Source organism: Petralouisia sp., assembly GCF_056822245.1.
In genome coordinates this window covers 36,494-62,253 of the sequence record NZ_JBQIOP010000013.1, presented here as the reverse complement: position 1 = coordinate 62,253, position 25,760 = coordinate 36,494, and the positions used below count along the sequence as shown (strand labels likewise).

The window sequence follows — 25,760 nt, the reverse complement described above, 5'->3', positions numbered from 1 at the left end:
TTACTAATTCTTTGGTTATGCTGCCGGTTTTTCGATTACACTGCCGGCTGCTGTACTGCATTGCCGTACTGAGCCTGGTAAGTCTGGTAATACAGCCCATGCTTTTTCAAAAGCTCCTCATGGGTTCCCCGCTCTTTGATCCGCCCGTTTTCCAGGAAAATTATTTCATCTGCATTCCGCACCGCCGAAATCCGGTGGGCAATAATAATCTTGGTGGATTCCAGTGTTTCCAGGGCTTTTTGAATCTCATACTCTGTCTCCATATCCAGCGCAGAGGTGGAATCATCCAGAATCAGCACCGGTTCCTGTTTTGCAATGGCCCTGGCTATGCTGATCCGCTGTTTCTGTCCGCCGGACAGGCCCACGCCCCGCTCTCCCACAACGGTTTCATAAGTTTCCGGCATATTTTCTATAAACCTTCTTGCCTGGGCCAGCTCTGCCGCCTGAAGCATTGCATGGCTGCCCATGGTATTCCGCTGCCCCATCCGGATATTTTCAGAAATGGTGTCAGAAAACAGAAACACATCCTGCATCACTGTGCCTACGCTGCTGCGCAGCTGTTTTAAGGATAAATCCTGTACATCCACACCGTCTAATTTCACGCTGCCTGACTCCGCATCAAAAAACCGCATCAGCAGATTTACCACAGAGGTTTTCCCTGCTCCGGTGGCTCCCATAATCCCCAGTGTTTTTCCCTGGGGCAGCTGAAAGGAAATGTCTTTTAAGATCTCCTGTCCTCCTCTGGCAAATGACACATGTTCAAAGGAAACCTCGCCTTTTACCTGTTCTAATTCCACCGGATGCTCTCTCTCTGCAATGGAAGATTTCTGCTGATAAATCTTGTTGAGCTTTTTCAGCGACGCTGCGGCGGAAGATAAGTCATTGGTCAGCCATCCCAGCATTTCCATGGGCCAGACACAGTTTCTGCAGTACTCAATAAACGCCACCAGGCCTCCCAGCGTCATTGCTCCCTGAATCACCTGTACGCCTCCGATAATGACCATAACCACCGGTAAAAGTTTTCCGGTAAACTGAAACACCGGATAATACCGCACCAGGATTTTGGTCTGCTGCATGTTTAAATCATAATACCGCTGATTGTGGGAAAGAAATTTCTGAATTTCAAATTTCTCCCGGGTAAATGCCTTCACTGTACGGACGCCGGCCAGATTTTCCTCCGCTATGGTGGTCAGCTCCGCATTTTCTTCACTGATGGCTTCATAAATTCCATTCAGCTTCCGCTCCATAAACACGGCTGTAATTCCCATAAGAAGCATGACTCCCAGAGGGAAAAATGCCAGTTTCCAATTCAGGGTAAACATGCAGTAAAGGACAATGGACACATGAATCGTCACTTCTATCATCAGCATGCCCACATACCCCAGGGCATTCCAAACTGCGTCCACATCATCCTTCACCCTTGCCATCAGTTCTCCTGTGTTGGTGTCGTCAAAATAGTCCATGGACAGGCTTTCAATGTGGGCAAATAAATCTTTTCTCAGTTTTGCCGCAATCTTAACGCTGACCACGTCAAAGGTAAATTCCTTCAGATAACCGCCTACGGCCCTTCCTGCCCCGATCACCGCAATTGCGCCTAAAAGTCCGCCCAAAAGCTGCACCTGGCCCCCAAGAATCACATCATCCACAATACGTTTCGTGATCAACGGATACAGCATATCCAAAAGAATTGCCGTCACCATGCAGACAATGGCAAACAGGTAGGCATACCAGTAGCGCCCGATATATTTGAATATTTTCTTCATAACCAACCCTCTCCTTTCCCGGGATCTAAAAATACCCCGTGGATAAACCACGGGGTCACTTTCACTGTTCCATACATATGCCGCAAACTGCGGTCAGATACACATGCATACACATTGCTGCTATTCAATTCCTGTTCTGAATCTCTCACAAATACTGTCTCTGAACTTAATGGGGAATCCTGCCTGCAGCCGCCGAGGTAAATCTATCATCTGTCCGGATGAAATTGTTTTTGCCGATCGTATTTAATGTAATCATAATTTTACCTCGCTTTCTTTTATATTTGTCACTTTCTTTATTAAATCATAGCTGCTAATATTTGTCAATTACTATTTTCAGAGTTTTCATAATGTCTGCGGCCTGTGATACAAAAATCCTACCAAAGCTCCGCCAGTTCATAAATCAGTTTTTCTGTTTTCTCCCATCCCAGACAGGGGTCCGTGATGGATTTTCCATAACAGTGCTCGCTGACTTTCTGGGCTCCGTCCTGGATATAGCTTTCAATCATCAGCCCTTTCACAAGTTTCCGGATATCGGCGGAAACCTTGCAGCTGTGCAGAATGTCTTTGCTGATCCGAATCTGCTCTAAGTAATTTTTCCCGGAATTGGAATGGTTGGCGTCTACAATCACCGCCGGGTTGGAGATCTCTTTTTCCCCGTACAATTCCAGTACATACTGCAGATCTTCATAATGGTAATTGGGAATATTGCGTCCGAACTTGTCCACATATCCCCGCAGGATTGCATGGGTATAGGGATTGCCGCCTGTCTTTACTTCCCAGCCCCGGTACAGAAACGTATGGCTGCACTGGGCTGCAATGATGGAATTCATCATTACCGTAAAATCTCCGCCGGTGGGGTTCTTCATGCCAACCGGAATCCCAACGCCGCTTGCCGTCAGCCTGTGCTGCTGATTCTCTGCTGATCGGGCGCCCACCGCCACATAGGAAAGCAGATCAGAAAGATACCTGTGGTTCTCCGGATAAAGCATCTCGTCCGCACAGGTAAAACCGGTCTCCTCCACCGCCCGCATATGCATCTGGCGGATGGCAATAATGCCTTTGAGCATATCAGCCTCTTTCTCCGGGTCCGGCTGATGCAGCATGCCTTTATAACCAACGCCAATGGTTCGGGGCTTGTTGGTATAAATACGGGGAACAATAAAAATTTTGTCTGCCACTGCATCCTGCACCTTCCGAAGCCGCAGAATATAATCCAGAACTGCGTCCTCATGATCTGCGGAGCAGGGCCCGATGACCAGAAGCAGCCTGTGATCCTTTCCTTCAAAAATACTGCAGATTTCTTCATCCCGTTTTGCTTTTATCTCTGCAATCTGCCTGCTTACCGGAAACTGCCCCTTTAATTCTTCGGGCGTCGGCAGCTTCCGCAGGAATTCCATCTCCATTTCCATCATAACCTCCATCTTGCCGTCCTGCCCTTTCAGGGCCGTAGGCATATCACGCATATTTTTTCGTATGTATGATACCCCTACGAATGCCGCTTGTCAACCTTATTCCAACAAATCCTGCTATTCAGTCAGACTGTGGGCAGTTCCTCCAGAGATTTGAAGGTGTATCCCATCTCCTCCCATTTGGTCAGCACCTCATCCAGAATTTCTCCGTTGGTTTTCGAAGTATTATGTAACAGCACCACCGCTCCCGGATGCGCCCGTTTCAAAAGTTTTTCAAAGGCTTCCTCATGGGTGGGCTGACTGTTCTGATCCCAGTCCACATAGGCAAGACTCCAGAAGATGGTCTGATACCCCATATCTTTGGCAATCTGAAGGCTGTTATTGCTGTATTTTCCCTGGGGCGGCCGGTAGTATTTTTCCATGGGGCTGCCTACGGTCTGTTCATACAAGGTTTCCAGTTCCCCCAGTTCTTTGGCAAAATCCTCTTTTCCCATATTTGTCATATCGGGATGATGGTAACTGTGGTTTCCCACAATATGTCCCTCTTCCACCATGCGTTTCACCAAATCCGGACTGGTGGAGAGATAATTTCCCACCACAAAAAAGGCCGCCTTTATCTTATGCTTTTTCAGCGCATCCAAAATGGCTGGCGTATTGCCGTTTTCATAGCCGCAGTCAAAGGTCAGATACATTACCTTTTCCGATGTATCTTCCATGTAATAAGCGTCGTATTTCTTTAGTTCCTCACAGGAAGCGTCAGCCACCGGGGGCTTGCCCTCCTCCTGAAAACTCAGTCCCCAGTTGCCCTCTGCATCCTTTTTGATGGCAGTGCTTACGGTGGGGGCCACCTGGGCTGCAAACCGCCCCAGGAAAAAGGAACCGGCAAATAAAACGAGTACCAGAACACACGATGTCAGTTTGAATTTCTGCAATGCAATGACTCCTTTTCCACTCTGTCAAGAGCAAAATTTCTTTATTACATGGATATGACGCCCCAAGGGATTTCATGCCAGAAAACACTCCCACTCTTACATTTCCGGCCTGCGGGCCGCAATGAAAACAAACCTCCTGTGTGTCAGACATATCTTAGCAGCGATAGATAATGCTTTCTGCCAACTCCTTCGCCTTCTGTTCGGAAGTCAGGTAAGCAGTCAGTGTTAAACCAAAAGGAATTGCCGTTCCCATGCCCCGGCTGGTAATCACATTTCCGGCCTCTGCTACCTCTTCATAAACAACCTCGGCTCCTGTCAGTTTATCCTCAAATCCCGGATAGCATGCCGCCTTTTTTCCTTCCAGAATTCCAGCCTGGCCCAGAACGCTGGGAGCCGCGCAGATTGCCGCCACCAGTTTCCCTTCTGCGGCAAATGAACGGATTATCTGGTTCACACCGGCATGGTTCCCAAGATTCACCGTTCCCGGCATTCCGCCCGGCAGCACAACGCCGTCTAATTCAGAAAAATCCACTTCCTCATACAGACAATCCGCCAAAACCCCGATTTTATGGGAACCCTGCACTTCCTTTTGTCCTGTAATGGAAATCATCACTGTCTCCACGCCCGCCCGGCGCAGAAGATCCACCACTGTCAGACCTTCAATTTCTTCAAATCCTTCCGCCAAAAACACACCTGTTTTCTTCATGATATTTCATTCCTTTCTTACCGTTTTTCCAGTTCAGTACAAAGGATATTGTATCACAAATCATTCATATTAAGAACCCCGTCATTGTAATCGGCCACATCAAATTCCCGATTCTTAAAATAATATTTTCGATCCTCTTCTGTAATTTGCCGCAGAACCCTGCAGGGATTTCCTGCCGCAACCACATTGGCCGGAATATCTCCGGTCACCACGCTGCCGGAGCCAATGACCGCATTGTCTCCAATGGTCACCCCAGGATTAATTACAACACTTCCTCCAATCCATACATTGTGCCCAATGGCAACTCCAATTCCGTATTCATAACCGGAATTTCTGGAATCCGGATGAATGGGATGGCCTGCCGTATAAATGGATACGTTCGGGGCAATCATTACATTTTCTCCTATCACCACTTTTCCCACATCCAGAATCGTAAGGTTATAATTGGAATAAAAGTTATTTCCCACTTCAATATTGTAACCGTAATCACAGTGAAACGGCTGCTCTATGTGTATACTCTCGCCGCATTTTCCCAGAATTTCCCGTATACACTGCTCCTGCTCCTCTTTTTGGGCCGGGGATAAGCTGTTATACCTGTAGATCCGCATTTTATTTTCATTTCTTTCTTCTGTCAGCCCGTCCAGCCATGCTTTGTAGGGCAGCCCGGCCAACATTCTCTCTTTCTGGTTCATACATTTCACCTCTCAGTATTTTTCAGACACACTCCAGCACCATCACGCCGCATCCGGCCAGTTTCAGCGTTTCACTAACATGATTTTCCGGCAGGTTCGAAAGAAGCGTACGTTTTACCTGATATTCCAACGGCAGGTTTGCCGGCTCTTTTCCGAAATTTGCCGCTATCAGCACTTTTTTTCCTGCTGCGTGGCAAGCCCCGCCGTCATCCAAAATCCGGTAAAATGCCATAATATTCTCCTGCTGTTCATAGGCGGGGGCGAATGCGCCGTAGGTAAAGGTCTCTTTCCATTCCTCTGACTTGCGCAGGCCAATCAGCTTCTGATAATAATGGAGGACAGAATTTTCCTCTTTCTGCTGCTGTTCCACATTGATTTCGGAATAATTGGGGTTCACTTTCATCCAGGGCGTTCCCTCAGTAAATCCTGCATTTGCTTTGCCGCTCCACTGCATGGGCGTTCTGGCGTTGTCTCTGCTGAACCTTGCGCATGTTTTCAAAGCCTCTTCACTGGTTAATCCTGCATCCACTGCCGTCTGGTACTGATCCTTCATGCTGATATCGTCGCACTCTTCCATATTTTCCCAGACACAGTTCTGCATTCCGATTTCCTGTCCCTGATAGAGAAAGGGAATTCCCCGCAGCAGCAAGCTGACCGTGCCCAGCATTTTCGTTCCTGCCGCATTTTGGGCATATTCCGGCAAAAATCTGGATACACCCCGGGGCTCATCGTGGTTTTCAATAATGTTTGCTTCAAATCCCACTTTCTGTAATTTCATCTGTGACTGAATCACTGTCTCTTTCCATTCTTTAAAATCAATGTCCGGCGCATCGTACCAGCCATGCTCTCCTTCGCTGAGGCAATGGGCGCTGAAATCAAAGATTGTGGAAAAATGTCCGTCCTCACCGATAAATTCTCCCAGTTCGTCCTCATGCATGTTAAATACTTCCGCCACCGTAAAAGCGTCATATTTTGCAAAAGTATTCTCTTTTAATTCCTTCAGCAGCTCTCCCACTCCCTGGGTACTCTCCACTGCCCGGTAGAATGCTGCCAGGCCGTCCGCCCCGTCCGGCTCCAAATCCGGAAAATCTGTATTTTTCTTAATATTGATAATGGCGTCAATCCGAAATCCTGCCAGACCTTTTTCCAGCCACCAATTGATCATATCATAGAGCTCCTGCTTCATTTTGGGATTTTCCCAGTTCAGGTCCGGCTGCTCTTTGGCAAAGGCGTGAAAATAATATTTGTCTGTTCCAGGCACCGGCTCCCAACAATTTCCTCCGAAATAGGACCGGTAATTACTGGGGGGATTCCCCTCTTTTCCGTTCCGGAAATAGAAATAATCTGCGTATTCTCCCTCCGGATCTGCCAACGCCTTCTGAAACCATTCATGCTTGTCGGAGCAATGGTTGATTACCAGATCCATCAGAATGTGCATTCCCCGTTTTTTCGCCTCTGCCAAAAGTTCATCAAAATCCTCCATGGTGCCGAACTCCGGGGCGATTTTATAATAATCAGAAATATCATATCCCTGGTCCACAAACGGAGACTGATAGACGGGAGAAATCCAGATAATATCAATACCCAGCTCCTTCAAATAATCTAATTTGGAAATAATTCCCCGCAAATCCCCGATGCCGTCTCCGTTGGCGTCGTAAAAGCTTTTGGGATAAATCTGATATGCTACCTTGTCATGCCACCATTTTCTGTTCATATGTTCCTTCCTTTCTGAAACCAGCGCTCCGTTCAGAGAGCACCGGCAGGTTTCCTTAAAATTTATTTGCCTGACTGCTATCTTTTTCTGTAAGATACTGCTATTATAATGATATATTTCCAGATTTTCTTGCAATATATTTGCCTGTTATAACACAATCCTGCTATTTTGAAGAAAGACCGGACAGCAGGTTTAGAAAAGACGCAAAAAAACCGGCAGCAAATTTATAAGGAGAAGCTTATGAAAAAATTACATTCCCTGATTTCAGAGCAAAAAGAAGCCGCCAGACACGGGGAGGCTTTTTTCCCCATCCAAAAATACATTACCGCTCTGTCGCCCCAATACCCTGTGTTGACCAACCACTGGCATGAGGAAGCGGAATTTACCCTGATACAAAAAGGGCAGGGCTCTTATCAGATTGAACTGACGGAATACACCGTGGAACCGGAGGATTTGATTTTTGTTCCTCCTCTGATGCTGCATTCCGCCTCCATTCAGCCAACGGGAGCCTTGCTCTCGGAAACTTATGTTTTCCATATGAATTTTCTGGGCGGAAATTCCACTGATATCTGTTCCACCAGATATCTGCTGCCTTTAACCCACCACGAAATTATCCTGCCCTGGGTGGTTAAGCCTGAGCATCCCGTTTACTTTTCCCTGCGGAAATTATTTTCCCAAATCAGTTCCCTGTACAACGGCGACATTCCGGGCTATGAACTGGCGTTAAAATCTCTGTTTCTGCAGGTTCTTTTCCTGCTGCTGCAATACCAGGAGACTGCGCCGGCCCCGGATCACTCTGCTGTCCTTTATTCAGAAAAATTAAAAACGGTCCTGGATTATATGGAGCTGCATTATATGGACGCCCTTACCGTTTCAGATTTGGCCGGCCTCTGTTATTTCAGCGAATATCATTTCATGCGTTTCTTTAAAAAACACATGAGCATGACATGCATGGAATACCTGAACAACCTCCGTCTGGAAAAAGCAGTGGAGCTTTTGGAATACGACAACGCCTCCATTCTGGAAGTTTCCCTGTCAGTGGGATTTCATAACCTTTCCTATTTTCACCGGGCATTTAAAAAGAAATATCACATGACGCCCGGAGAATTTCTGAAAATAAAGCAGAATCCCCTTTGACATTTTTAACCAGAAAACATAATATTTTCCATTATATTTTCTTTTCCTTTGCAGATAATAACACCATGGTAAGCAACAGCGTTTCGAGGCGGACATCATTCCCAGGAATGAGCCAATTCGGAATGATGTTCTTGCCAGAAAGAAAACAATAAGAAAAATATTTGGAGGTGAATCGAAATGGCTAACAGCAATTCTGGTTCTAACACAAGTAAAATGGCAGTACCTCAGGCAAAAGAGGCAATGAACCGTTTCAAACAGGAGGTTGCATCTGAAATCGGCGTACCTTTGAAGGAAGGTTACAACGGTGACTTAACTTCTGCTCAGGCTGGTTCTATCGGCGGAGAAATGGTTAAGAAGATGATTATGAAACAGGAACAGCAGATGTCCGGCGGACAGCAGTAATCATTACTGGATCGTTCTGCCCAGATAGAAATTCCCCGGTTTTGGACAAGCTTCAAAGCCGGGGAATTTTATGCTCCCTTCGTTGACATGAAAGCCCTGGAATGCTACAATCAATTTCACAGAAACCTGCCGTATTTTAACAGTATTGCCCCGGATTCAGGCTTCATCTGCCTGCAACCGCCGGAGCATCTCAATTCAGGGGGATTTTTCTATGGAAATTGAACGCAAATTTTTACTCAAATCACTGCCGGACCATCTGGATTCTTTTCCTTTTCACACAATTGAACAGGGCTATCTCTGCACCGACCCTGTGGTCCGCATCCGCAGGCAGGATGAAGAATATTACCTTACCTACAAATCCAAAGGGCTGATGGTGCGGGAAGAATACAACCTGCCTCTTACCAGAGACGCCTACTGCCATCTTCGTTCCAAAACAGACGGCATTCTAATCTCCAAAAAAAGATACCTGATTCCGCTGCCTCCCCGTTCTACCATTGAACTGGATATTTTTGAAGGAAAACTGGCGCCTCTGGTTCTCGCAGAAGTGGAATTTGCAACAGAAGAAGAGGCGAATCATTTTGTTCCTCCGGAATGGTTCGGGGAGGATGTGACTTATTCAGACAAATACCACAACAGCACATTAAGCCGTTTTACTGATTGAGTAAACCTATAGAATGTGGTAAAATATAATATAAGAAAAGAGATGCCGATTATCATACACATCACGGACACCTGTTTTAAAGTCCAGGGAGCTGCGGCAAAGACATAATACGATACTCAGATCGCTCTGAATCTGGGGGAGCTTAAGGGCAATCTCCTGACCGTAACGATGCCCCATTCCGCCGTGCTGTTCCTGCGGCACCATTCCTCAACCCCGGATACCCTGAAAATAAGGTTATCCACGCCAGGCGGCTCCGTGGAGTATGAGGTTCAGGTCATGAAAGCCAGTTTGGGGAATATGAAAAAGACAAGGCGAAGCTCCGGGTTCTGCAGGAGGACTATGGGCAAATCAAAAGGTCTCTGGAAGCCCTCTCCTTGCAGGGCTCCATCATTGACATGTCTAACAAGGTTTTGGAACATATCGCAATGAAATATTGTTCCGTCAGGGAAGGGGTGAAAGCGGTTATGGGTGGCAAAGTTTTCGAATACGAAGCAAAAAGCATTAAGCGGGAAGGCATTGAAGAAGGCATCCGGGGCACCGTCTCAATCTAAAAAAACCTGGGACTCCCGCCCCAGACCATCCTCCTTAAAATTCAGGAGCAGTATGGGTTGAGCCCGGAAGTCTCCAAGAAATTTTTATAAAAAATTGAAACCAGCAGAAAAGTTAAATGCGCTGTCAGAATAATTATACACAGACATTTCGCATCTGGATAATCATGTAATCTAATGATAACCTGCAAATAAGTATTCTAAATAAGCTCACCTTTCGGCGGGCTTATTTATTTATGTTATATAAAATCAGCGAGAAATAATTTTGGTTAAATAGCAACATTTACTTCTAACTTTTTCACAAAAAATCTCCCCTTTTAATGATTGATAACAAAATTATAATATACTTTTAAACCGTGATGAGGAGCTTTCCTTTTTCATATATGCTAAATTGTTGTTTAAAACTTATACAAAACATTGATACACCGGAACTGACAATTACCGGAAGAAAGCTGTCAAAGGAACAATGTAACATGCTTGAAATATCAACCTCAGATAACAGCCGGTTTCTGCCTAAAATCGAAACTTGTATGCCAAAAAATCCCCCCATGGAACTACAAATAGATGAAGCTGACAGCAAACTTCATGAGGTTTATGAAAATTTTACCAATACCTGGGAATATAACGAGACCATGAACAATCTTGACTTTGACATAGATTTTCTGTTGGACATCCTGGACATTAAGGAATACCGACGGCTGGAAGAACGCCTGATATATTACTGTTCCAGGAAAGACGAACTGTTATTCAAACTGGGATTCAAATACGCTTGGGCCTTATTTTCTGAATGTGCAAAACCCCTTTAAAATACAGGATTATTTGCTCTAATATTTCATCCTGTCAGAAAATATGTTTGCATTTTAAACACTGCAAAACACACTACATGTAATAATCAAAATACTTTTTTATAAAGCCCGCTTCTTTAAAACCTCACAAAAATCTTCCTTCACAATTTCATATTTAGACGGGTCCCGCAGAATGGCTGAAGGATGATATGTGGCAGTCAGCGCACAGTTTTTCCGGTATGTCCAGGTGCCGTGCTGCCTGGTAATCTTAAAATCCGGTGAAATGATACGCTGCGCCGCCACGCGGCCGAGACAGACAATAATTCTGGGCTTTAAAAGAAAAGTCTCATATTTCAGGTATGGAAAACAGGCTGCCTTTTCCTCTTCCCTGGGATCGCGGTTTCCGGGAGGGTGGCATTTTAAAATATTAGTGATGTAAATTTCTTCTCTGGTAAGCCCGCATTCTTTCAAAAGACGATCCAACACTTCCCCGGAACCCCCCACAAAGGGAATCCCCTGACGGTCTTCCTCCCCTCCGGGGGCCTCGGCAATCAGCATAAGTTCTGCCTGACGGCTTCCGCGTCCCATAACAGGCCGGCATCTGGTCTGTTATGGGACATTGGGTACAGGCGGCAATATGACGTTCTATCTCATCCCATGTATTTTGCATAGCGTCTCCCTTTATCGTAGATTACTCCAATAGAGTATTTTTCAAACACGCTCTGATACTACAGCGAACAATCTATATTTCGATACACAAGAACTACCGGATTGCCCTTTGGCTAAGCAAACCTTTCATGGGCGAATTGTGTGGAGGCGAAATCCACTGCTTACGGAGACTTAGGAAGGAAGGCTTTCCTGACTTCCTTAGCCGCAGTTGGCAGTTAGTTCGCCGGAGCGCTGCCCGGTTTGTGTGTCAAAGGGCAATCCGGTAGTTCTGTCCGTATCCCAATATAAAAAATTCGCTGCAGTACTAATCCCTGTGTATCAAAATATAAATTGTTCGCTGCAGTACTAATCCCTGTGCATCAAAATGCAATTTATCCGCTGTGATACTCAGAGATCTTATATATTCTTCACCTTCGCAATATCAATCAAATCCAGTTTCTCGTTGGCTGTGGCATGCTCCAGGCTCTCTGCCAGAGCATTGGCCGTATCCATAGCCGTGATACAGTACACTCCTGTCTCTATGGCATTGCGGCGGATTAAAAATCCGTCCCGGCTCTTGTCCCGGCCCTGGGTGGGGGTGTCAATTACCACATCTATTTTATGGCCCAGGATCAGATCCATCACATTGGGGGATTCCTGGGAAATCTTATTGATGCGCCTTGCGTTGACGCCCCGTGCCTGCAGATATTTTGCCGTGCTTCTGGTGGCGTAAATTTTGTAGCCCAGGGCTTCAAACCGTTTAGCCGCTGCTACTGCTTCCGGTTTATCTGCGTCTTTTACCGTCATAATCATCTGTCTGTGCCTGGGCAGGTGTACGCCCGCTCCCAGAAATGCTTTATACAAGGCTTCATCAAAGGTTCTTGCAATTCCCAGACATTCTCCGGTGGATTTCATTTCCGGCCCAAGGCTGATTTCCGCTCCCCGGAGTTTTTCAAAGGAAAATACCGGCATCTTAACTGCCACGTATTCCGCTTCCGGCGCAAGCCCGGTGGGATATCCCATACCTTTTAAGGTGTTGCCCACCATCACCCGGACTGCCAGATCCACAATGGGAATTCCCGTGACCTTGCTGATATAGGGAACCGTCCGGGAAGAACGGGGATTTACCTCAATGACATATACTTCTCCATCCATGGCAATAAACTGAATGTTGATCAGCCCCACCACATGCAGGGCCCTTGCCAGACGCCTGGTGTATTCCACGATTTTCTCTTTTATCTCAGGGCGGATGGTAGGCGCAGGATAAACGGAGATGCTGTCGCCGGAATGGACTCCCGTGCGTTCAATATGCTCCATAATTCCCGGAATTAAAATGTCTGTGCCGTCGCAGACAGCGTCCACCTCGATTTCCTTACCCTGGAGATATTTGTCCACCAGAATGGGATGATCCTGGGCAATCCGGTTGATAATCTCCATAAACTCCTCAATTTCCTGATCGGTGTATGCAATCTGCATCCCCTGACCGCCCAATACATAGGAGGGCCGCACCAGCACCGGATAGCCCAGACGGTTTGCAGCTTCTTTCGCCTCTTCTGCGGTAAAGACCGTTTTGCCTGCCGCCCGGGGAATCTCTGTCTGTTCCAAAATCTGGTCAAATAATTCCCGATCTTCCGCGGCGTCCACATCTTCTGCTTTGGTTCCCAGAATCGAAACCCCCATTTTCATCAGGCTTTCCGTCAGCTTGATGGCTGTCTGGCCGCCGAACTGAACCACCGCCCCGTCCGGTTTTTCCAGGCGCACAATATTTTCCACATCCTCCGGCGTCAGCGGTTCAAAATACAATTTATCCGCAATATCGAAATCCGTGGACACGGTCTCCGGATTGTTATTTACAATAATCGTCTCATATCCTTCTCTGGCAAAAGCCCAGGTACAGTGAACGGAGCAGTAATCAAATTCAATTCCCTGGCCGATGCGGATGGGGCCGGAACCCAGCACCAGGACTTTTTTACGCCTTTTTTCCGTTCTTCTGTCAGTTCCCTCAGTCCTGCAGCTGGATTCGTTTTCATTCTGCTCCCCTTGACTGCCGGCAGCTTCCATCTCTTCATTATCAGCAATTGCTTCATTTTCACTGTCGAAGCAGGAATAATAATAAGGCGTTTCCGCCGCAAATTCTGCTGCGCAGGTATCCACCATTTGAAAGGCCGCCGTAATATTGTGGGCATACCGCATATCCCGGATTTCTGCTTCCGTTCTGCCGGTCAGTGAAGCAATTACATGATCCGGAAATTCTATGCGCTTGGCTTCCTTTAACAATTCCACCGTCAGTTCTTCCTGCTCCAGACGGGTTTCCATCTCGGTGAGAATGGCAATTTTATCAATAAACCAGGGATCAATGCTGGTAATCCGGTAAATTTCCTCATAAGAAATCCCTTTGCGCAGCGCTTCTGCAATCACCCAGATTCTCCTGTCATCTGCTTTTTCCAGTTTTATCTTCAATTCTTCTGCGGAAAATCCGGTGAAATCATAGCTTCTCATACTGTCCACATGCTGCTCCAAAGAGCGGACGGCTTTCATCAGCGCCCCTTCAAAATTCGTGCAGATGCTCATTACTTCTCCCGTTGCTTTCATCTGGGTGGTCAGGGAGCGTTTCGCCGTAATAAATTTATCAAAGGGCAGTCTGGGAATTTTTACCACGCAATAGTCCAGCATGGGTTCAAAGCTTGCATAGGTTTTCCCGGTGATGGCATTTTTAATTTCATCCAGCGTGTAGCCCAGGGCAATTTTAGCCGCCACCTTCGCAATGGGATATCCGGTGGCTTTGCTTGCCAGGGCGGAGGAACGGCTGACACGGGGATTCACCTCAATCACGCAGTACTCAAAGCTTTCAGGGTGCAGGGCATACTGAACATTGCATCCGCCGGTAATATTCAATTCCGATATAATATTCAATGCGGAGGTGCGGAGCATCTGATATTCTTTATCTGAAAGGGTCTGGGAAGGCGCCACCACAATGCTGTCTCCAGTATGAACGCCCACCGGATCGATATTTTCCATATTGCAGACTGTAATGCAGTTTCCCGCCGCATCCCGCATCACCTCGTATTCAATTTCCTTCCATCCTGCAATGCACCGTTCCACCAGAACCTCCCCCACCCGGCTGAGCCTGAGACCGTTGGTGAGAATTTCCACCAGTTCTGTTTCATTGCGGGCAATTCCGCCTCCGCTTCCGCCCAGCGTATAGGCCGGACGCAGCACTACCGGATAACCAATGGTATTGGTAAAAGCAATCCCGTCCGCTACATTGTGAACCACCAAAGACGGCGCGCAGGGCTCCCCGATTTTTTCCATGGTATCCTTGAATGCCTGGCGATCCTCCGCCTTGAAAATGGTTTCCGGGGTGGTTCCAATCAGCTTCACTCCGTTCTGTTCCAGAAATCCGGATTCCGCCAGCTCCATCCCCAGATTCAGCCCGGCCTGTCCGCCCAGGGTAGGCAGCACGCTGTCCGGCTTTTCTTTTAAAATAATCTGCTCTAACACCTTTGATGTCAGCGGCTCAATATATACCTGATCCGCAATTTCCCTGTCTGTCATAATCGTGGCCGGATTGGAATTCACCAGAACCACCTCCACGCCCTCTTCCTTTAAAGAACGGCATGCCTGGGTTCCCGCATAATCAAATTCCGCCGCCTGCCCGATGACAATGGGGCCGGAACCAATCACTAAAACTTTCTTAATATTCGGATTTTTCGGCATTACTGGTTCCCTCCCATCATATTGATAAACCGGTCAAATAAGTAACTGCTGTCCTGAGGCCCCGGGCACGCCTCCGGATGGAACTGGACGGTAAAAATATTTTTGCCCGTGTAGCGCAGTCCCTCGTTGGTGCCGTCATTGACATTGACAAAAGCCGGAACCGCCACGGACGGGTCCAGATTGTCCGTATCCACCACATAGCCGTGGTTCTGGGATGAAATATACACCCGTCCTGTCTCCAAATCCTTCACCGGATGGTTGCCGCCCCGGTGGCCGTATTTCATTTTATGGGTATCTGCGCCCTTTGCCAGAGCCATAAGCTGATGCCCCAGGCAAATGGCAAAAATCGGCGTGTCAGAATCGTAAAGTTTTTTGATTTCCTCAATGACCCTGCCGCATTCCTTCGGGTCTCCCGGCCCGTTGCTGAGCATAATTCCGTCGGGTTTTTCCGCCAGAATTTCCTCTGCCGGCGTATCAGCCGGATACACGGTAACGCTGCATCCTCTGTTTTGCAGCGATTTGGCAATGTTTCCCTTTGCGCCCAAATCCAACAGCGCCACTTTTTTTCCTTTGCCTTTCAGGGTGTAACGTTCTTTGCAGGTCACCTGCTCCACCACAGCTTTGGGCGTATATTCTTTTAGCTTGGGGAGAATCTCTTCCAGGCTGAAATCCTCTCTTGTGGTAATCATGCCGTTCATGGTTCCCTTTTCCCGGAGAATTTTGGTCAGGGCCCTGGTGTCAATTCCGGCAATTCCCGGAATCTCATGTTTTATCAGAAAATCCTGTATCGTCCCTTCACAGCGGAAATTACTGGGCATTCTGGACAGCTCCCTTACAATATATCCTTTTACCCAGGGTCTTTCGGATTCCATATCCGGTGTAATTCCGTAATTTCCAATCAATGGATACGTCATGACTACGGCCTGTCCCGCATAAGATGGATCTGTTAAAACTTCGAGATAACCGGTCATGGAGGTGTTAAAGACAATCTCGCTGATTATCTCTCTGTCAGCGCCGATTCCAGCGCCCTCAAACACGGTTCCATCTTCCAGTATGAGAAATGCTTTCATTTCATTACCACCCTTTCTGTCTGATTTTTGGCAAAAAAAAAGAGTCAATTGCGTCATTGCAGTCTTTTTCGGGTTCCGTTCTATTCTGTTATTGTTTCCTTTTCTGGGCATATTCTATCATAATGATAATAATTTTTCAAGATTTTTCTGGGAGGGGTATTTGACTCCGGTAGATGGACGTGATAATATGGTTACAATGAATCGGTAATTGATGCAGGCAGAAATTTTAACAAGCAATAGCAACCGTTCCTTAACATTTGAAAGGAGAAAAATGACTTATGAAAAAATTAAAATTTCCAACAAAAATCGTCACTCTTTTATTGCTGTTCTCCCTGTCGCTGTTTCAGGCAGCAGACACCGTCCAGGCGGCAAGCACCCGCTCCAGCGACTCCAAAAAAGCCGGAAGCGGCAATATCTTTGCGGGAGTCTCCGGCACCTTTGAACGGGTGGAAAAGAGTAAAATCTTAAAAAGAATCAATGAAATCCGCAAGGAAGCCTGCGAAAAAGGCTACCCCCATCCCGGCAGCGGAAGAAAACTCACCCCTTCTGATTATAAGCCCATAAAATGGTCCTCCAACCTGGAGCTGGCAGCCCTGCTTCGGGCAGCGGAATCCACGGTATATGAAAGCCATACCAGGCCCAACGGACAGAGCTGCTTCAGTATCCGCTACAACGGAGAACAAAGTTGGGCTGAAAATCTGGCATGGAATTATTCCGGCCTGATGGCGGGCATTGAACAGTGGTACGAAGAAAAAAATGACTGGGTCAATCAAAATGCCAATGCTGTAACCGGCCATTATACCAGTATGATCAATCCGTCTTACCGTTTTATCGGCCTGGGCTCTTTCCGCCGGGATACCGGAGGATGGTACGGCATTTCTGCAGAATTCAGCTCCAGTACTGCCGGCTCACAGACCCAGTCCAAATTAAAAGGCAACAAAGTCCAGACCATTGAGGTTTCCAAAAAGAATCTCTCAAATCCGTCTCTGAACGCCCCTTCCAAGCTTAAGGTGAAAAAGACGAAAAAGCTGACGGTTACCTGCAATATCAATTATCCTGGAATTATGGGCGGCACAAATACCTCCAAGGGACGCATTACAAAAGGCATTACCTGGAAATCCTCAAAGCCCTCCGTGCTGCATGTGAATTCCAGCGGAAAAATCACTGCAAAAAAAGCCGGAAAAGCAACCATTACTGCCAAAGTAAAAGGCGGCTTTTCCGTGAAAAAGACAATCACTGTAACAAAATAACTTCTTATTTCCGTTCAAATTCCCGGATTCGCTGGGATAGCTGCTCCAGCTCTTCTTTTGACAGCTCCGGCAGCCGTTCCAGCTTTTCCAGAAACACAGAGATGGTTTCCTTTTCTTTGACTTTCAAATATTCCATGTAGTAGCTTACCACAACTCCCGGAACCATTGCCGTCATCAGAATTCCATAGATGCCTACAATCACTGTTACAAACCGTCCAATGCCTGTCACCGCATAAATATCACCGAATCCAATGGTGGTAGCCGCCACAAAACAATACCACAGCCCGTCACCGAAAGTATTAATGGCCGGCTCTGCCAGAACCAGTACAAAGGACGCGCCGCAGAGAAACAGCAAAAAACTCATAAAAATCTGCAGCGTTCCTGTCCGTTTCAGTATTTTGTAACACCGTCTCCATGCTTTCATCCATCTTTTCCTATTCTTCTTCCGAATGCACTGACACTGCCAGCACAATCATGCTGATGCCGCTTTCGATAAAATACATTCCCACCAGAATTCCGAAAGTAAACGCCAAAAGCATCGGATGTACCAGAGAATACAGTCCCAGCAGTACGCCCAGGATGCCCAGGATTAAAGTCCAAATCCACCCCTTACCTTCTACAACTTTTTTCTGTTTCAGGGATACAATAATTCCCACAATACCCTGCAGCAAGAACCATGCGGCCATAATGTAAATCAGCATTCCGTCTGTCATCAGCTTCAGTCCCGGCACAACCATAATCACAATGCCAAGGATAACACTTAAAATACCGAAAAAGAAAGGCATGCCGAATTCTTTCTCCATAATCGCCTTTACAATGGCTCCTATTCCATAGACCAGAAGCAAAATTACCAGAAAATATCCCGCCTCAAAAAAGGTCATAATAGGGGTGCAGATGCATGAAACCCCGCAGATTGCCATAATTACTCCTAAAATAATTGTAAAAACTTTCATAATTGATATCCTCCTGATTTTTATTTCTTTTTTTTCTTTTTTTCTTTTGCGGACCCGGCCAGGGACAGGATCATGTTTCCTGCTGCCGCTGCAAGGAAAATCCACAGAAACAGCTTGATTGGAAAACACAAAAACAACAGCAGCGTCACCGCCAGGGGCTTTTTCATAATTGCGCCCAAAAGCGCGGCTGTCACTGCGGCCGCCGCAAACACCCCATGGCTGCCGGCGTCCGGAAATACCAGCATTGCAGCGGCATATCCAAGACATACCCCCGCAAAAATAATCGGGAAAAAATGTCCTCCTTTCAATCCCGACTGAATACATATATTAGTAAGAAGCACCTTTAAGAAAGCAACTGCCAAGAGAGCCAGCGGCAGATAACGGCTGTAATCCCCTATCAGCTCTCCCATTGCCTCCTCCCCTGAAAACATCAGGATCGGCGCTGTCATACCCATAATTCCAAGGCACAATCCTCCAACCGTCTCTTTTACAACAGCTGGAAATTTGCCGAATACCTTCGCTGCGGCCGTATGGGTGCCAAAATAAAACCCGGCCAGCACACAGCCCAGCAATATATATACTGCTAACAGCAGATAGTCAAATACATCCGGCTGCATTTCCGGAAAGGAAGGCAAGGCAGAAAGCCCCGCCCCGAACAATTCTGACAGCAGCATGTAACAGCCGGTTCCCGCTGCCGCCGCAAACCCGTACAAAAACAGCTTCATTGTTCCCGGAAGTTTGATAATTTCCTTTTCCTGATTCTCCTCTTCCACGGCAAAAAGACCGAACAGGGGGGAACGGAATAAAACGCCCAGAGTCACTGCTGCTCCCACCTGGGAATATTCTCTGGCATTCTGCCTTGCAAAAGAGAGATTATCCCCGACCCAGCAGCAAAGACCTACGATAACTCCCGTAAGCCCCGCCTCCGGCCCGGTGCTGCTGCCCAAAAGAAGCGGAAACAGCGCGGAAAGCAGCAATACCAGCATATTGGAATAATCATAAGTTTTCTCAGCTTTCACCTTGCCCATCACCGTATCCAGTTCTTCCGGATAATCCCCGAATTTCCATCGGAAGCATCCAATCAATGCGCCGCCGGCCGTACACACAATCAATGTATAGTACGGAATGGAAAACCGGCCGGGAACCCACTCCCACAAAAAATCAATGCCCAAAGACATCACCTTTAAAAAGGCCCAGATCACGCTGCCGGCCACGCCTCCTATAATTCCGCAGAATAAGATAAGGTACAGGCTGTTTCTCACTGTTCTATTCATGATTCTTCTCCTTTTGGCCGGAGGAATTCCCGCCTTGCGAAACCTCAGGGCTGTTTACCTGGGGGATCAGCGCAGAAGCCAGCTTCCCTTTGCCCCGCTGTTTCAGATAGACAATTCCGATAACGGAAAAAACCACGGCCCCTACGAAATTCACTATCAAATCCTTCATGGTATCTACAATGCCAATATCCAGATATCCGCCCAGATTCCACTCTTCCCCATTGATCACAACCGATTCCACTGCCACCGTCACCGGATTATTGGCCCCGGCCGGATCTAATTTCACAGAACTGATCACCGGCAGGATCCAGTCTTTCTGCATGTCCGTATGGAAAAACCAGTCCATGCTGAATTCAAAGAATTCCCAAACCACTCCCACCGTCATAGAAAAACAAAATGCCACAAACGCCACAAAATACGGGGACATTTTCATTGAAAACCGCTCGCTCCGGTTAAATAAATCAATCAATGCAAATCCGATGGCCGCCATCAGAAATCCATTGGTGGTGTGGAGCATGGTATCCCAAACAGGAATTTTTATGTAAAAAGCATTGACTTCCCCTAAGATTTCCGCTGAAAAAATAAAAATCAGAATCACTGTCTTCAGCCCAGCCGGAATCGTCACCCCTACTGTTTTTTCGATCAGCTGGGGCGCCATAAACAGGATCAGCGTCAGAATCCCCAGGAACATATTATGATAGCTGCCCAGGAAAAACTGGCGGACTACAGACAATACCACCAGGGCAGTCAGCGCCAGCTCCACCGCTGTCTTTTTTGTTTCGTTCTTTTTCACTGTAATTCTCCTTACTGTCTTATTTTTGCAATTACTGTTCGGCCTTGCTGCTGCAGCCTTTACGGGCGCTGCAGCAGCTTTCCGCCTATTTCTCTTCTAAGGCCGGCTCAGGATCCTGGCTGCAGATTTTACATTTCCTGCACCAGCTCTGCCACTGTCTCCATCGCCTCCTGCACCGTATCGCCATCCAGAATCAAAATCAGTACACTGCAGAGAAGCTCATAAATATCCATCATCAGTTCAATGATATCTATGCATTTCTCCAGCTCATCCTCACTGTCTAATTCCGTCAGCATTGTATACCGCATCCCGATGGTATGTTCCGGCTCCTCTTCATCCTGCATATACAGAAGCTGGCCCACGGAAATCACCTTGTTTAGCGTATTAACCATCTGTAAAATTACAGGTTCTGTCAGCGTTTCCGGGCTCTCTTTCATCATCCCGTCCAACTCCAGCTGCCCGTAAAACTGCAGCATGCCGCCGTAATCCGGCAGAGCCACAAAATTACAGGTAAGATCCAGGCTCAATTCCTCACTGACTTCCAGGCCTATCACCAGAGAATCCAGCTCCGCCTCCTCCCCTTCTTCCAGAAATACGCTTTCCAGTTCATATTGTTCCACATGCGCTTTCAGCCGCTTTAAGCCTTCCCTCAATTCTTCCTTTTCCATACTTGCCTCCGTTCTGCCCTATAGCATAAACCCTCTGCACCCATGGCCAAATCATTCCTATATTGTTATCTTGTATCCATAATACTCTTTTAATTCCGCCTTTCCAAGAATTTTTCCAGATTTCTCATACTCCTGCTGCAATGCCGCCATAATATGCTCCATCCCGGTAATTTCCTGCCGTGAAGCTGCAAGAAAGGCTGCATTTATTGCAATATTTTTAATGGAAGCTCCGGAAATCTCAAAATTTTCTGAAAGATAGGGAATGTCAATATCCTGCTGCAGCGGCATCTGCTTCGGAAAAACCTTTTCCCAAAGCATTGCCCTCTGTTCCTTCTGGGGAAACGTAAACCGGATAATATACTTCATCCTTCGTTTATAAGCGTCGTCAAAATTCTGCATTAAATTGGTAGCCAGAATGGTAATCCCATCATACTCTTCCATTTTCTGCAGCAAATATGCAGTCTGGGCATTGGCGCTGATATCCCTGGCATCCGAAACATCCACCCGCTTTCCAAACAGCACGTCCGCCTCATCAAAGAAGAGAATGCTCCGGCTTTTTTTTACTTCATCAAAAATTTCCCGCAGATTTTTCTGAGTTTCCCCAATGTATTTGGACAGCACGCCGGAAAGATCCACCTTGTACAATTCCAGGTTCAGCTCTCTGGCAATCACCTGGGCCGCCATGGTTTTTCCAGTACCCGGGGGGCCTGCAAACAGAAGGGAAACTCCTCTGCCATAGGCAATTTTATCCTGAAATCCCCACTGTTCATAGACTTTGCCCCGATACGCCACCTGTCCGCACGCCTGGCGCAGCAGCTCTTTGGGCCCCTCTTCCAACACCAGATCGTCCCAGGCATAGGCCGCGTTCACCCGGCTGGCGCGCTCGCCCAGCCGATGGGAAATCTTCTGCTGACAAGCCCGATATAAGAACTCATCGGAAATTTGCTCCCGTCCCTGCTCCTTTGCCTGCCTGCAGGCTGATTCAGCCGCTTTACGAATAATCCCCGGCGTAAAATCAAACTGGGCCGCCAGCCTGTCATACACAGAAGCTTCTGAATGTCTCTGTGTTTCCTGCATATGCAAGGAGCCTTCTCCCTGCCGGACATTTTCCGCAAGAAATTCCTGCCACAGACGGCTCCTCTCCTGTATCGTAGGAAAACGCAGCCTGAATTCTTCGATCTGATATCCAAATGGGTACTCTCCCCCCATCACATCCTTCCCCGGTTCTTCTTCCGCCGTCAGAAAAATATTCTGGAAAAACAGGAACGCCCGCCGAAGGGCCGCCTGCGCAGAGCGGCGTTTTTTCTTCTCCCCGGCCCAGACTGCCTCCCAGTGGCAGAAAGCCAGAAACGCCCGATCCAACACTGCACGCACTGCCGCTGCCCCAACAGCTTCCTGTAGCTGCTCTTCACTCTTTCCCTCCGCTTCCCTGAGATCAAAAAACAGCACATTGCAGCCCTGAGAAGCAGCGGCCTTGCAAATCTGCAATTTCTTTCCGCTGCCACAGGGGCCCCGCAGCAAAAACAGCCTTCCCTTCTGCCCGCCTGCCTCTGGAAGATCTTCTGCCAGACGGCGGCTGATGGAATCCGCCGCCTGCTGATTGATATTCAGCCCAACTTCTGTCCCTCTGCCGAAAACATGCAGCTGATATTCCGCTTTCCGGTTCAGTAAATCCGATTCATAGAAAAATACGAAATCAATTAAGTCCTGGGAAAGCTTCAGCCGCCAGGAAAGCTCGCTTTCCTGTGACGCCCCTTTCTTCCCGAAAACACAGCAGAGCATTTCTTTCCTTGCAAAAACCTGATGGATGATGGCGTTCTGTTCCAGTTCCTTCATGGTATACATTTTCACACACAAATCCAGGGAAGGATACCTCCAGGCAAGATCATCCTGCAGATAACAATACATTCTCTCAAACTCCCGGTTCAGCTCCGGCGCCATGGCAAGGCATGCCATATACTGTTCAAATTCCGTCATTTCCAACTTCCGGAGCATATATTCAAAGGGCAGCATCACCCCTCTTTTTATCGTATGGTATGCCTTGTCATGAAATTCCCGCCAGCGGGCAAAAAGCGCCTTCCGTTCCCTGCCGTAAGCTTTCCGGTCCATATGGGAAAAAGCGTCCTCTAAGACATTGGAAAGTTCTTCTTGAAATAATCTGGTATTGTATACATGCCGGATTCTCCCGTCTTTTCCCAGGCGCACAGCATACCTGGTATAAAGGCTGATCTCTTCTTTTACCAGAGCCAGCAATTCCTGAAAATATTCCTCCTGCCCCAAAAACACTGTTTCTCCCTCCTTTCCGGTACTGCATCACATTTTACACCCATAGCTGCAGTTCTTTTACATTCCTGCAATCAGGGCATCTTTGAAAGCATCCCGATTATTTGCCTGCAGCAGCGATCCGTAGTTCACACCCATACCTTTCAAATTCTTGTCAACATCCTCATATCTTTTCAGGACAGCCGCAGCTTCCTCTTTGCTCTCTTCATTAGGGGCGCCTTCCAACGAACCTGCTACTTTCCGCAATCCATATTTATCGTCATCTGCAACTCCTTTCATCATTCCATAAAGCGTCTCTTTTATCGCCCCTGTCTCCTCCTGCTTCCCTGTCCTTCCTTTATCTCCCATACGCTTTTTGACAAAATGGTTTGCAATGCTGCTTCCCAGCAAACCTACACTTGAAATCAGCCCCGCTTTCCCGCTCATATCCTTTGCCGTATCATTGTTCTCATCAAAAAGAAAGGCAGTTTTTGCAGCACCAGATCCGAGCCCCAGAATAGTTGTGATAAGATTCGATACGGCGATCTTCACCGTCCCCGTCTTTTTCTTCCGGACTCTCCGGAATCCCAGAAACAGCGCCACCGGTTCTCTGTCCCCATCGCTGATATCCTTTCTTTTCAGAAAACTTTTGGCCTTTCTCACAAATTTCTTCTTTTCTAAGATACCTACCCCGCCTTCTCCCTTATCCCGGTTCTCCTTTTTTATCCTCCGACGCTCGCGGATTCCTATTCTCCTTTTAGCTGGCCTTTCAGCGCCATCCCCTTCCTCAGGGTCTGTTTCGATGGATGGAGCCTCTCTCTCAGCGAGTATGGCTCCATTATCCACTGGATCTCCCCCTTCGCCTACGTCTCTCGGATTCTCTTGATTTCCTGCCAAAGGGTCAGCGGCAGAAATCTCCTGCCGGGCATCTATTCCTTCCTCCGGATATCTTTTCATTGCTTTATCCGCTTCCTTCGCCTGTGCATTTTCCACCTGTTTCGCTTCCGCTATTCCTTTTCTCAGATTGTGCAGATTGTCCGCCTGAACGGTAATTCCTCCGATCTGGCCCACCATAGCCGAAATTGTTGACACCTTATCCGCTACCTTTGCCAAAACTCCCTGTCCTCTTCCTGCAAAACCCTCAATGATTTTGGCAAGGGCAGCCGCTTTCGACACTGTATTGGCCAAATCACTGACAATACCGATTACCATGAATATCCTCTTTTTTATTGGGAGGTTTTTCCCCATTTTTGCAAGAGTTACTGTTTTCTTAATCAGCCCCCGGATAGAGTTTACCGCGGCAATCACACTTGTAACCAGGCCGATTGCCGCATTCGTCTTGCCGAGTTTAAAGCTCTCGTCAAAGTATGAGGCCACACCAGCGACTCCGCCTGTTATTTTCCCAACCTGCCCTGCCTGATCCATCAGATGTCCCGCACCTTTCACAACCGAGGAATTCATAAAACGTGAAAACCGGTTGGGCCCCTTGCCTCCTTTTTTCGTCAGCGCTTTCTCTGCTTTTGCCGGCTCTTCTCCCTTTTCTATCATCCTTGCATGAATGACTGCCCGGTACAAATTGCCTGTTCTGGCCTTAAATACCTTCAACCGCAGATCTGCTAATTTCTTCGCTTCATCCTCGGCGCCGTCAGCAGGCTTATAATCATCTTCTTTCTTATCTTTTTTTAAATTTTCTATATCTTTCAGGGTATCAAAGGCTCGGTTTTGATCCACGCCAGGCTGATCATCTTCCGCATCTATTGTTTCGGCGTTTATCGCTGCATTAACAACATCCATATTCATCTCTTCAGTTACAAGTTCTGGGTTTAGATTCTGGGCATTCTGTCCCTGTTTCCTCGCGTGTTTCTTCCCTCGTTTCTTCGTTTCTTCCCCTTCTGATGCTGCTCTTTTTTCTTCTTTTTTCTGCCTCCTCTTCTCCTTCCACTCCCTGATTTTTTTTCCTGGTTTATGACGATGCCTCTGATTCTGAATTAAAGGCTGAGCTGCAGAAGTTTCTCCGCTTGTATCGGCGCTTTCATCACTTTCATCGTCATCGTCATCATCATTTTCACTCCCTAAATCAGTTCCTCCACCCCCGGCCCCCTGTCCGCCGGTATTACTTCCCGGGCTTTCACTTACATTTAGATTATTATCAGGTTCTTCCGTGCTTCTGGCATTATTTCCCAGATCTTCCTGCCCGTCCATACGATTTGCTGAATTCTGTCCTCCAATCGGCTGAACAGGACTAGGAGGCAGCACTATGGATCCGTTACTGTTTTCTTTATCATCTTCCTCCTCATTGCTAATATCACTATCTATGATATCCTTTCTTTCTTCCGTGTCTACCATAATCTCACCTCACTCTTTCAGAAAGTTCCG

At 47.3% G+C, this 25,760-nt stretch carries 21 protein-coding genes and 1 pseudogene; 6 read left to right on the top strand and 16 right to left on the bottom strand.

Annotation, left to right across the window (positions count from 1 at the left end):
• Positions 1-35 precede the first annotated feature (35 nt).
• The 6 genes from ACTO17_RS07115 to ACTO17_RS07090 all read right to left on the bottom strand — a co-directional run bounded on the left by ACTO17_RS07115 (position 36) and on the right by ACTO17_RS07090 (position 7,216).
• Positions 36-1,763, bottom strand: a complete 1,728-nt coding sequence (locus tag ACTO17_RS07115) for an ABC transporter ATP-binding protein (RefSeq protein WP_482557420.1) — start codon at positions 1,761-1,763, stop codon at positions 36-38.
• A gap of 374 nt (positions 1,764-2,137) precedes the next feature.
• Positions 2,138-3,172, bottom strand: a complete 1,035-nt coding sequence (locus ACTO17_RS07110) for a 3-deoxy-7-phosphoheptulonate synthase (protein ID WP_482557433.1) — start codon at positions 3,170-3,172, stop codon at positions 2,138-2,140.
• Positions 3,173-3,297: 125 nt separating this feature from the next.
• Positions 3,298-4,104, bottom strand: a complete 807-nt coding sequence (gene pdaA, locus ACTO17_RS07105; RefSeq protein ID WP_172538559.1) for a delta-lactam-biosynthetic de-N-acetylase — start codon at positions 4,102-4,104, stop codon at positions 3,298-3,300.
• Positions 4,105-4,258: 154 nt separating this feature from the next.
• Entirely contained in the window at positions 4,259-4,810 is a 552-nt protein-coding gene (locus ACTO17_RS07100; protein WP_172538558.1) for a DJ-1 family glyoxalase III, read from the bottom strand.
• A 53-nt stretch (positions 4,811-4,863) separates the two neighbouring features.
• The gene (locus tag ACTO17_RS07095; protein WP_172538557.1) at positions 4,864-5,502 is read right to left on the bottom strand and encodes a sugar O-acetyltransferase; all 639 of its coding nucleotides are present in this window, start codon (positions 5,500-5,502) and stop codon (positions 4,864-4,866) included.
• A 22-nt stretch (positions 5,503-5,524) separates the two neighbouring features.
• Entirely contained in the window at positions 5,525-7,216 is a 1,692-nt protein-coding gene (locus ACTO17_RS07090) for an alpha-glucosidase (RefSeq protein WP_482557419.1), read from the bottom strand.
• Positions 7,217-7,456: 240 nt separating this feature from the next.
• On the opposite strand from ACTO17_RS07090, the gene ACTO17_RS07085 reads away from it, so the two are divergent.
• From ACTO17_RS07085 to ACTO17_RS07065, 5 genes are all read left to right on the top strand, one after another.
• Complete coding sequence (locus tag ACTO17_RS07085; RefSeq protein ID WP_482557418.1) at positions 7,457-8,353, top strand: AraC family transcriptional regulator; 897 nt, start codon at positions 7,457-7,459, stop codon at positions 8,351-8,353.
• A 177-nt stretch (positions 8,354-8,530) separates the two neighbouring features.
• Positions 8,531-8,755 carry an alpha/beta-type small acid-soluble spore protein gene (locus tag ACTO17_RS07080; protein ID WP_016288208.1) on the top strand — a complete coding sequence of 75 codons (225 nt, stop codon included), beginning with the start codon at positions 8,531-8,533 and terminating at the stop codon, positions 8,753-8,755.
• Between the two features lie 211 nt (positions 8,756-8,966).
• On the top strand, positions 8,967-9,416 hold the full coding sequence (locus tag ACTO17_RS07075) for a CYTH domain-containing protein (protein WP_172538682.1): 450 nt from the start codon (positions 8,967-8,969) through the stop codon (positions 9,414-9,416).
• 374 nt (positions 9,417-9,790) lie between these two features.
• A complete protein-coding gene (locus ACTO17_RS07070; protein ID WP_482557417.1) occupies positions 9,791-9,967 on the top strand; it encodes a hypothetical protein in 177 nt (58 codons plus the stop codon).
• 470 nt (positions 9,968-10,437) lie between these two features.
• Complete coding sequence (locus ACTO17_RS07065; protein WP_482557416.1) at positions 10,438-10,770, top strand: hypothetical protein; 333 nt, start codon at positions 10,438-10,440, stop codon at positions 10,768-10,770.
• 99 nt (positions 10,771-10,869) lie between these two features.
• Here ACTO17_RS07065 and ACTO17_RS07060 read toward each other — a convergent pair.
• The 3 genes and pseudogenes from ACTO17_RS07060 to ACTO17_RS07050 form a co-directional block, all read right to left on the bottom strand.
• Positions 10,870-11,346: pseudogene (locus tag ACTO17_RS07060) on the bottom strand (uracil-DNA glycosylase); the annotation flags it as partial.
• 468 nt (positions 11,347-11,814) lie between these two features.
• Positions 11,815-15,114, bottom strand: coding sequence for a carbamoyl-phosphate synthase large subunit (gene carB, locus ACTO17_RS07055; protein WP_482557415.1), 3,300 nt, complete (start codon positions 15,112-15,114; stop codon positions 11,815-11,817).
• Positions 15,114-16,184, bottom strand: a complete 1,071-nt coding sequence (locus tag ACTO17_RS07050; protein ID WP_482557414.1) for a carbamoyl phosphate synthase small subunit — start codon at positions 16,182-16,184, stop codon at positions 15,114-15,116. The genes carB and ACTO17_RS07050 overlap by 1 nt, the downstream gene beginning before the upstream one ends.
• A 278-nt stretch (positions 16,185-16,462) precedes the next feature.
• Here ACTO17_RS07050 and ACTO17_RS07045 point away from each other — a divergent pair, with 278 nt between their 5' ends.
• Positions 16,463-17,434 (top strand): CAP domain-containing protein, encoded by a 972-nt coding sequence (locus tag ACTO17_RS07045; RefSeq protein WP_482557413.1) that lies wholly within the window; start codon positions 16,463-16,465, stop codon positions 17,432-17,434.
• Positions 17,435-17,438: 4 nt separating this feature from the next.
• Here ACTO17_RS07045 and ACTO17_RS07040 read toward each other — a convergent pair whose 3' ends face one another.
• The 7 genes from ACTO17_RS07040 to ACTO17_RS07010 form a co-directional block, all read right to left on the bottom strand.
• Positions 17,439-17,858: a potassium channel family protein gene (locus tag ACTO17_RS07040; RefSeq protein ID WP_482557412.1), complete on the bottom strand. Its 420-nt coding sequence runs from the start codon at positions 17,856-17,858 to the stop codon at positions 17,439-17,441.
• 10 nt (positions 17,859-17,868) lie between these two features.
• A complete protein-coding gene (locus ACTO17_RS07035; protein ID WP_482557411.1) occupies positions 17,869-18,387 on the bottom strand; it encodes an HdeD family acid-resistance protein in 519 nt (172 codons plus the stop codon).
• A 20-nt stretch (positions 18,388-18,407) separates the two neighbouring features.
• Entirely contained in the window at positions 18,408-19,661 is a 1,254-nt protein-coding gene (locus tag ACTO17_RS07030; RefSeq protein WP_482557410.1) for a chloride channel protein, read from the bottom strand.
• Entirely contained in the window at positions 19,654-20,454 is an 801-nt protein-coding gene (locus ACTO17_RS07025) for a DUF2238 domain-containing protein (protein WP_482557409.1), read from the bottom strand. Before ACTO17_RS07025 ends, ACTO17_RS07030 begins: the two co-directional genes overlap by 8 nt.
• A gap of 128 nt (positions 20,455-20,582) precedes the next feature.
• Complete coding sequence (locus ACTO17_RS07020) at positions 20,583-21,122, bottom strand: hypothetical protein (RefSeq protein WP_172536405.1); 540 nt, start codon at positions 21,120-21,122, stop codon at positions 20,583-20,585.
• Between the two features lie 57 nt (positions 21,123-21,179).
• On the bottom strand, positions 21,180-23,408 hold the full coding sequence (locus ACTO17_RS07015; RefSeq protein ID WP_172536404.1) for an ATP-binding protein: 2,229 nt from the start codon (positions 23,406-23,408) through the stop codon (positions 21,180-21,182).
• 57 nt (positions 23,409-23,465) lie between these two features.
• Positions 23,466-25,730, bottom strand: coding sequence for a hypothetical protein (locus tag ACTO17_RS07010; protein WP_482557408.1), 2,265 nt, complete (start codon positions 25,728-25,730; stop codon positions 23,466-23,468).
• Between the last annotated feature and the right edge of the window lie 30 nt (positions 25,731-25,760).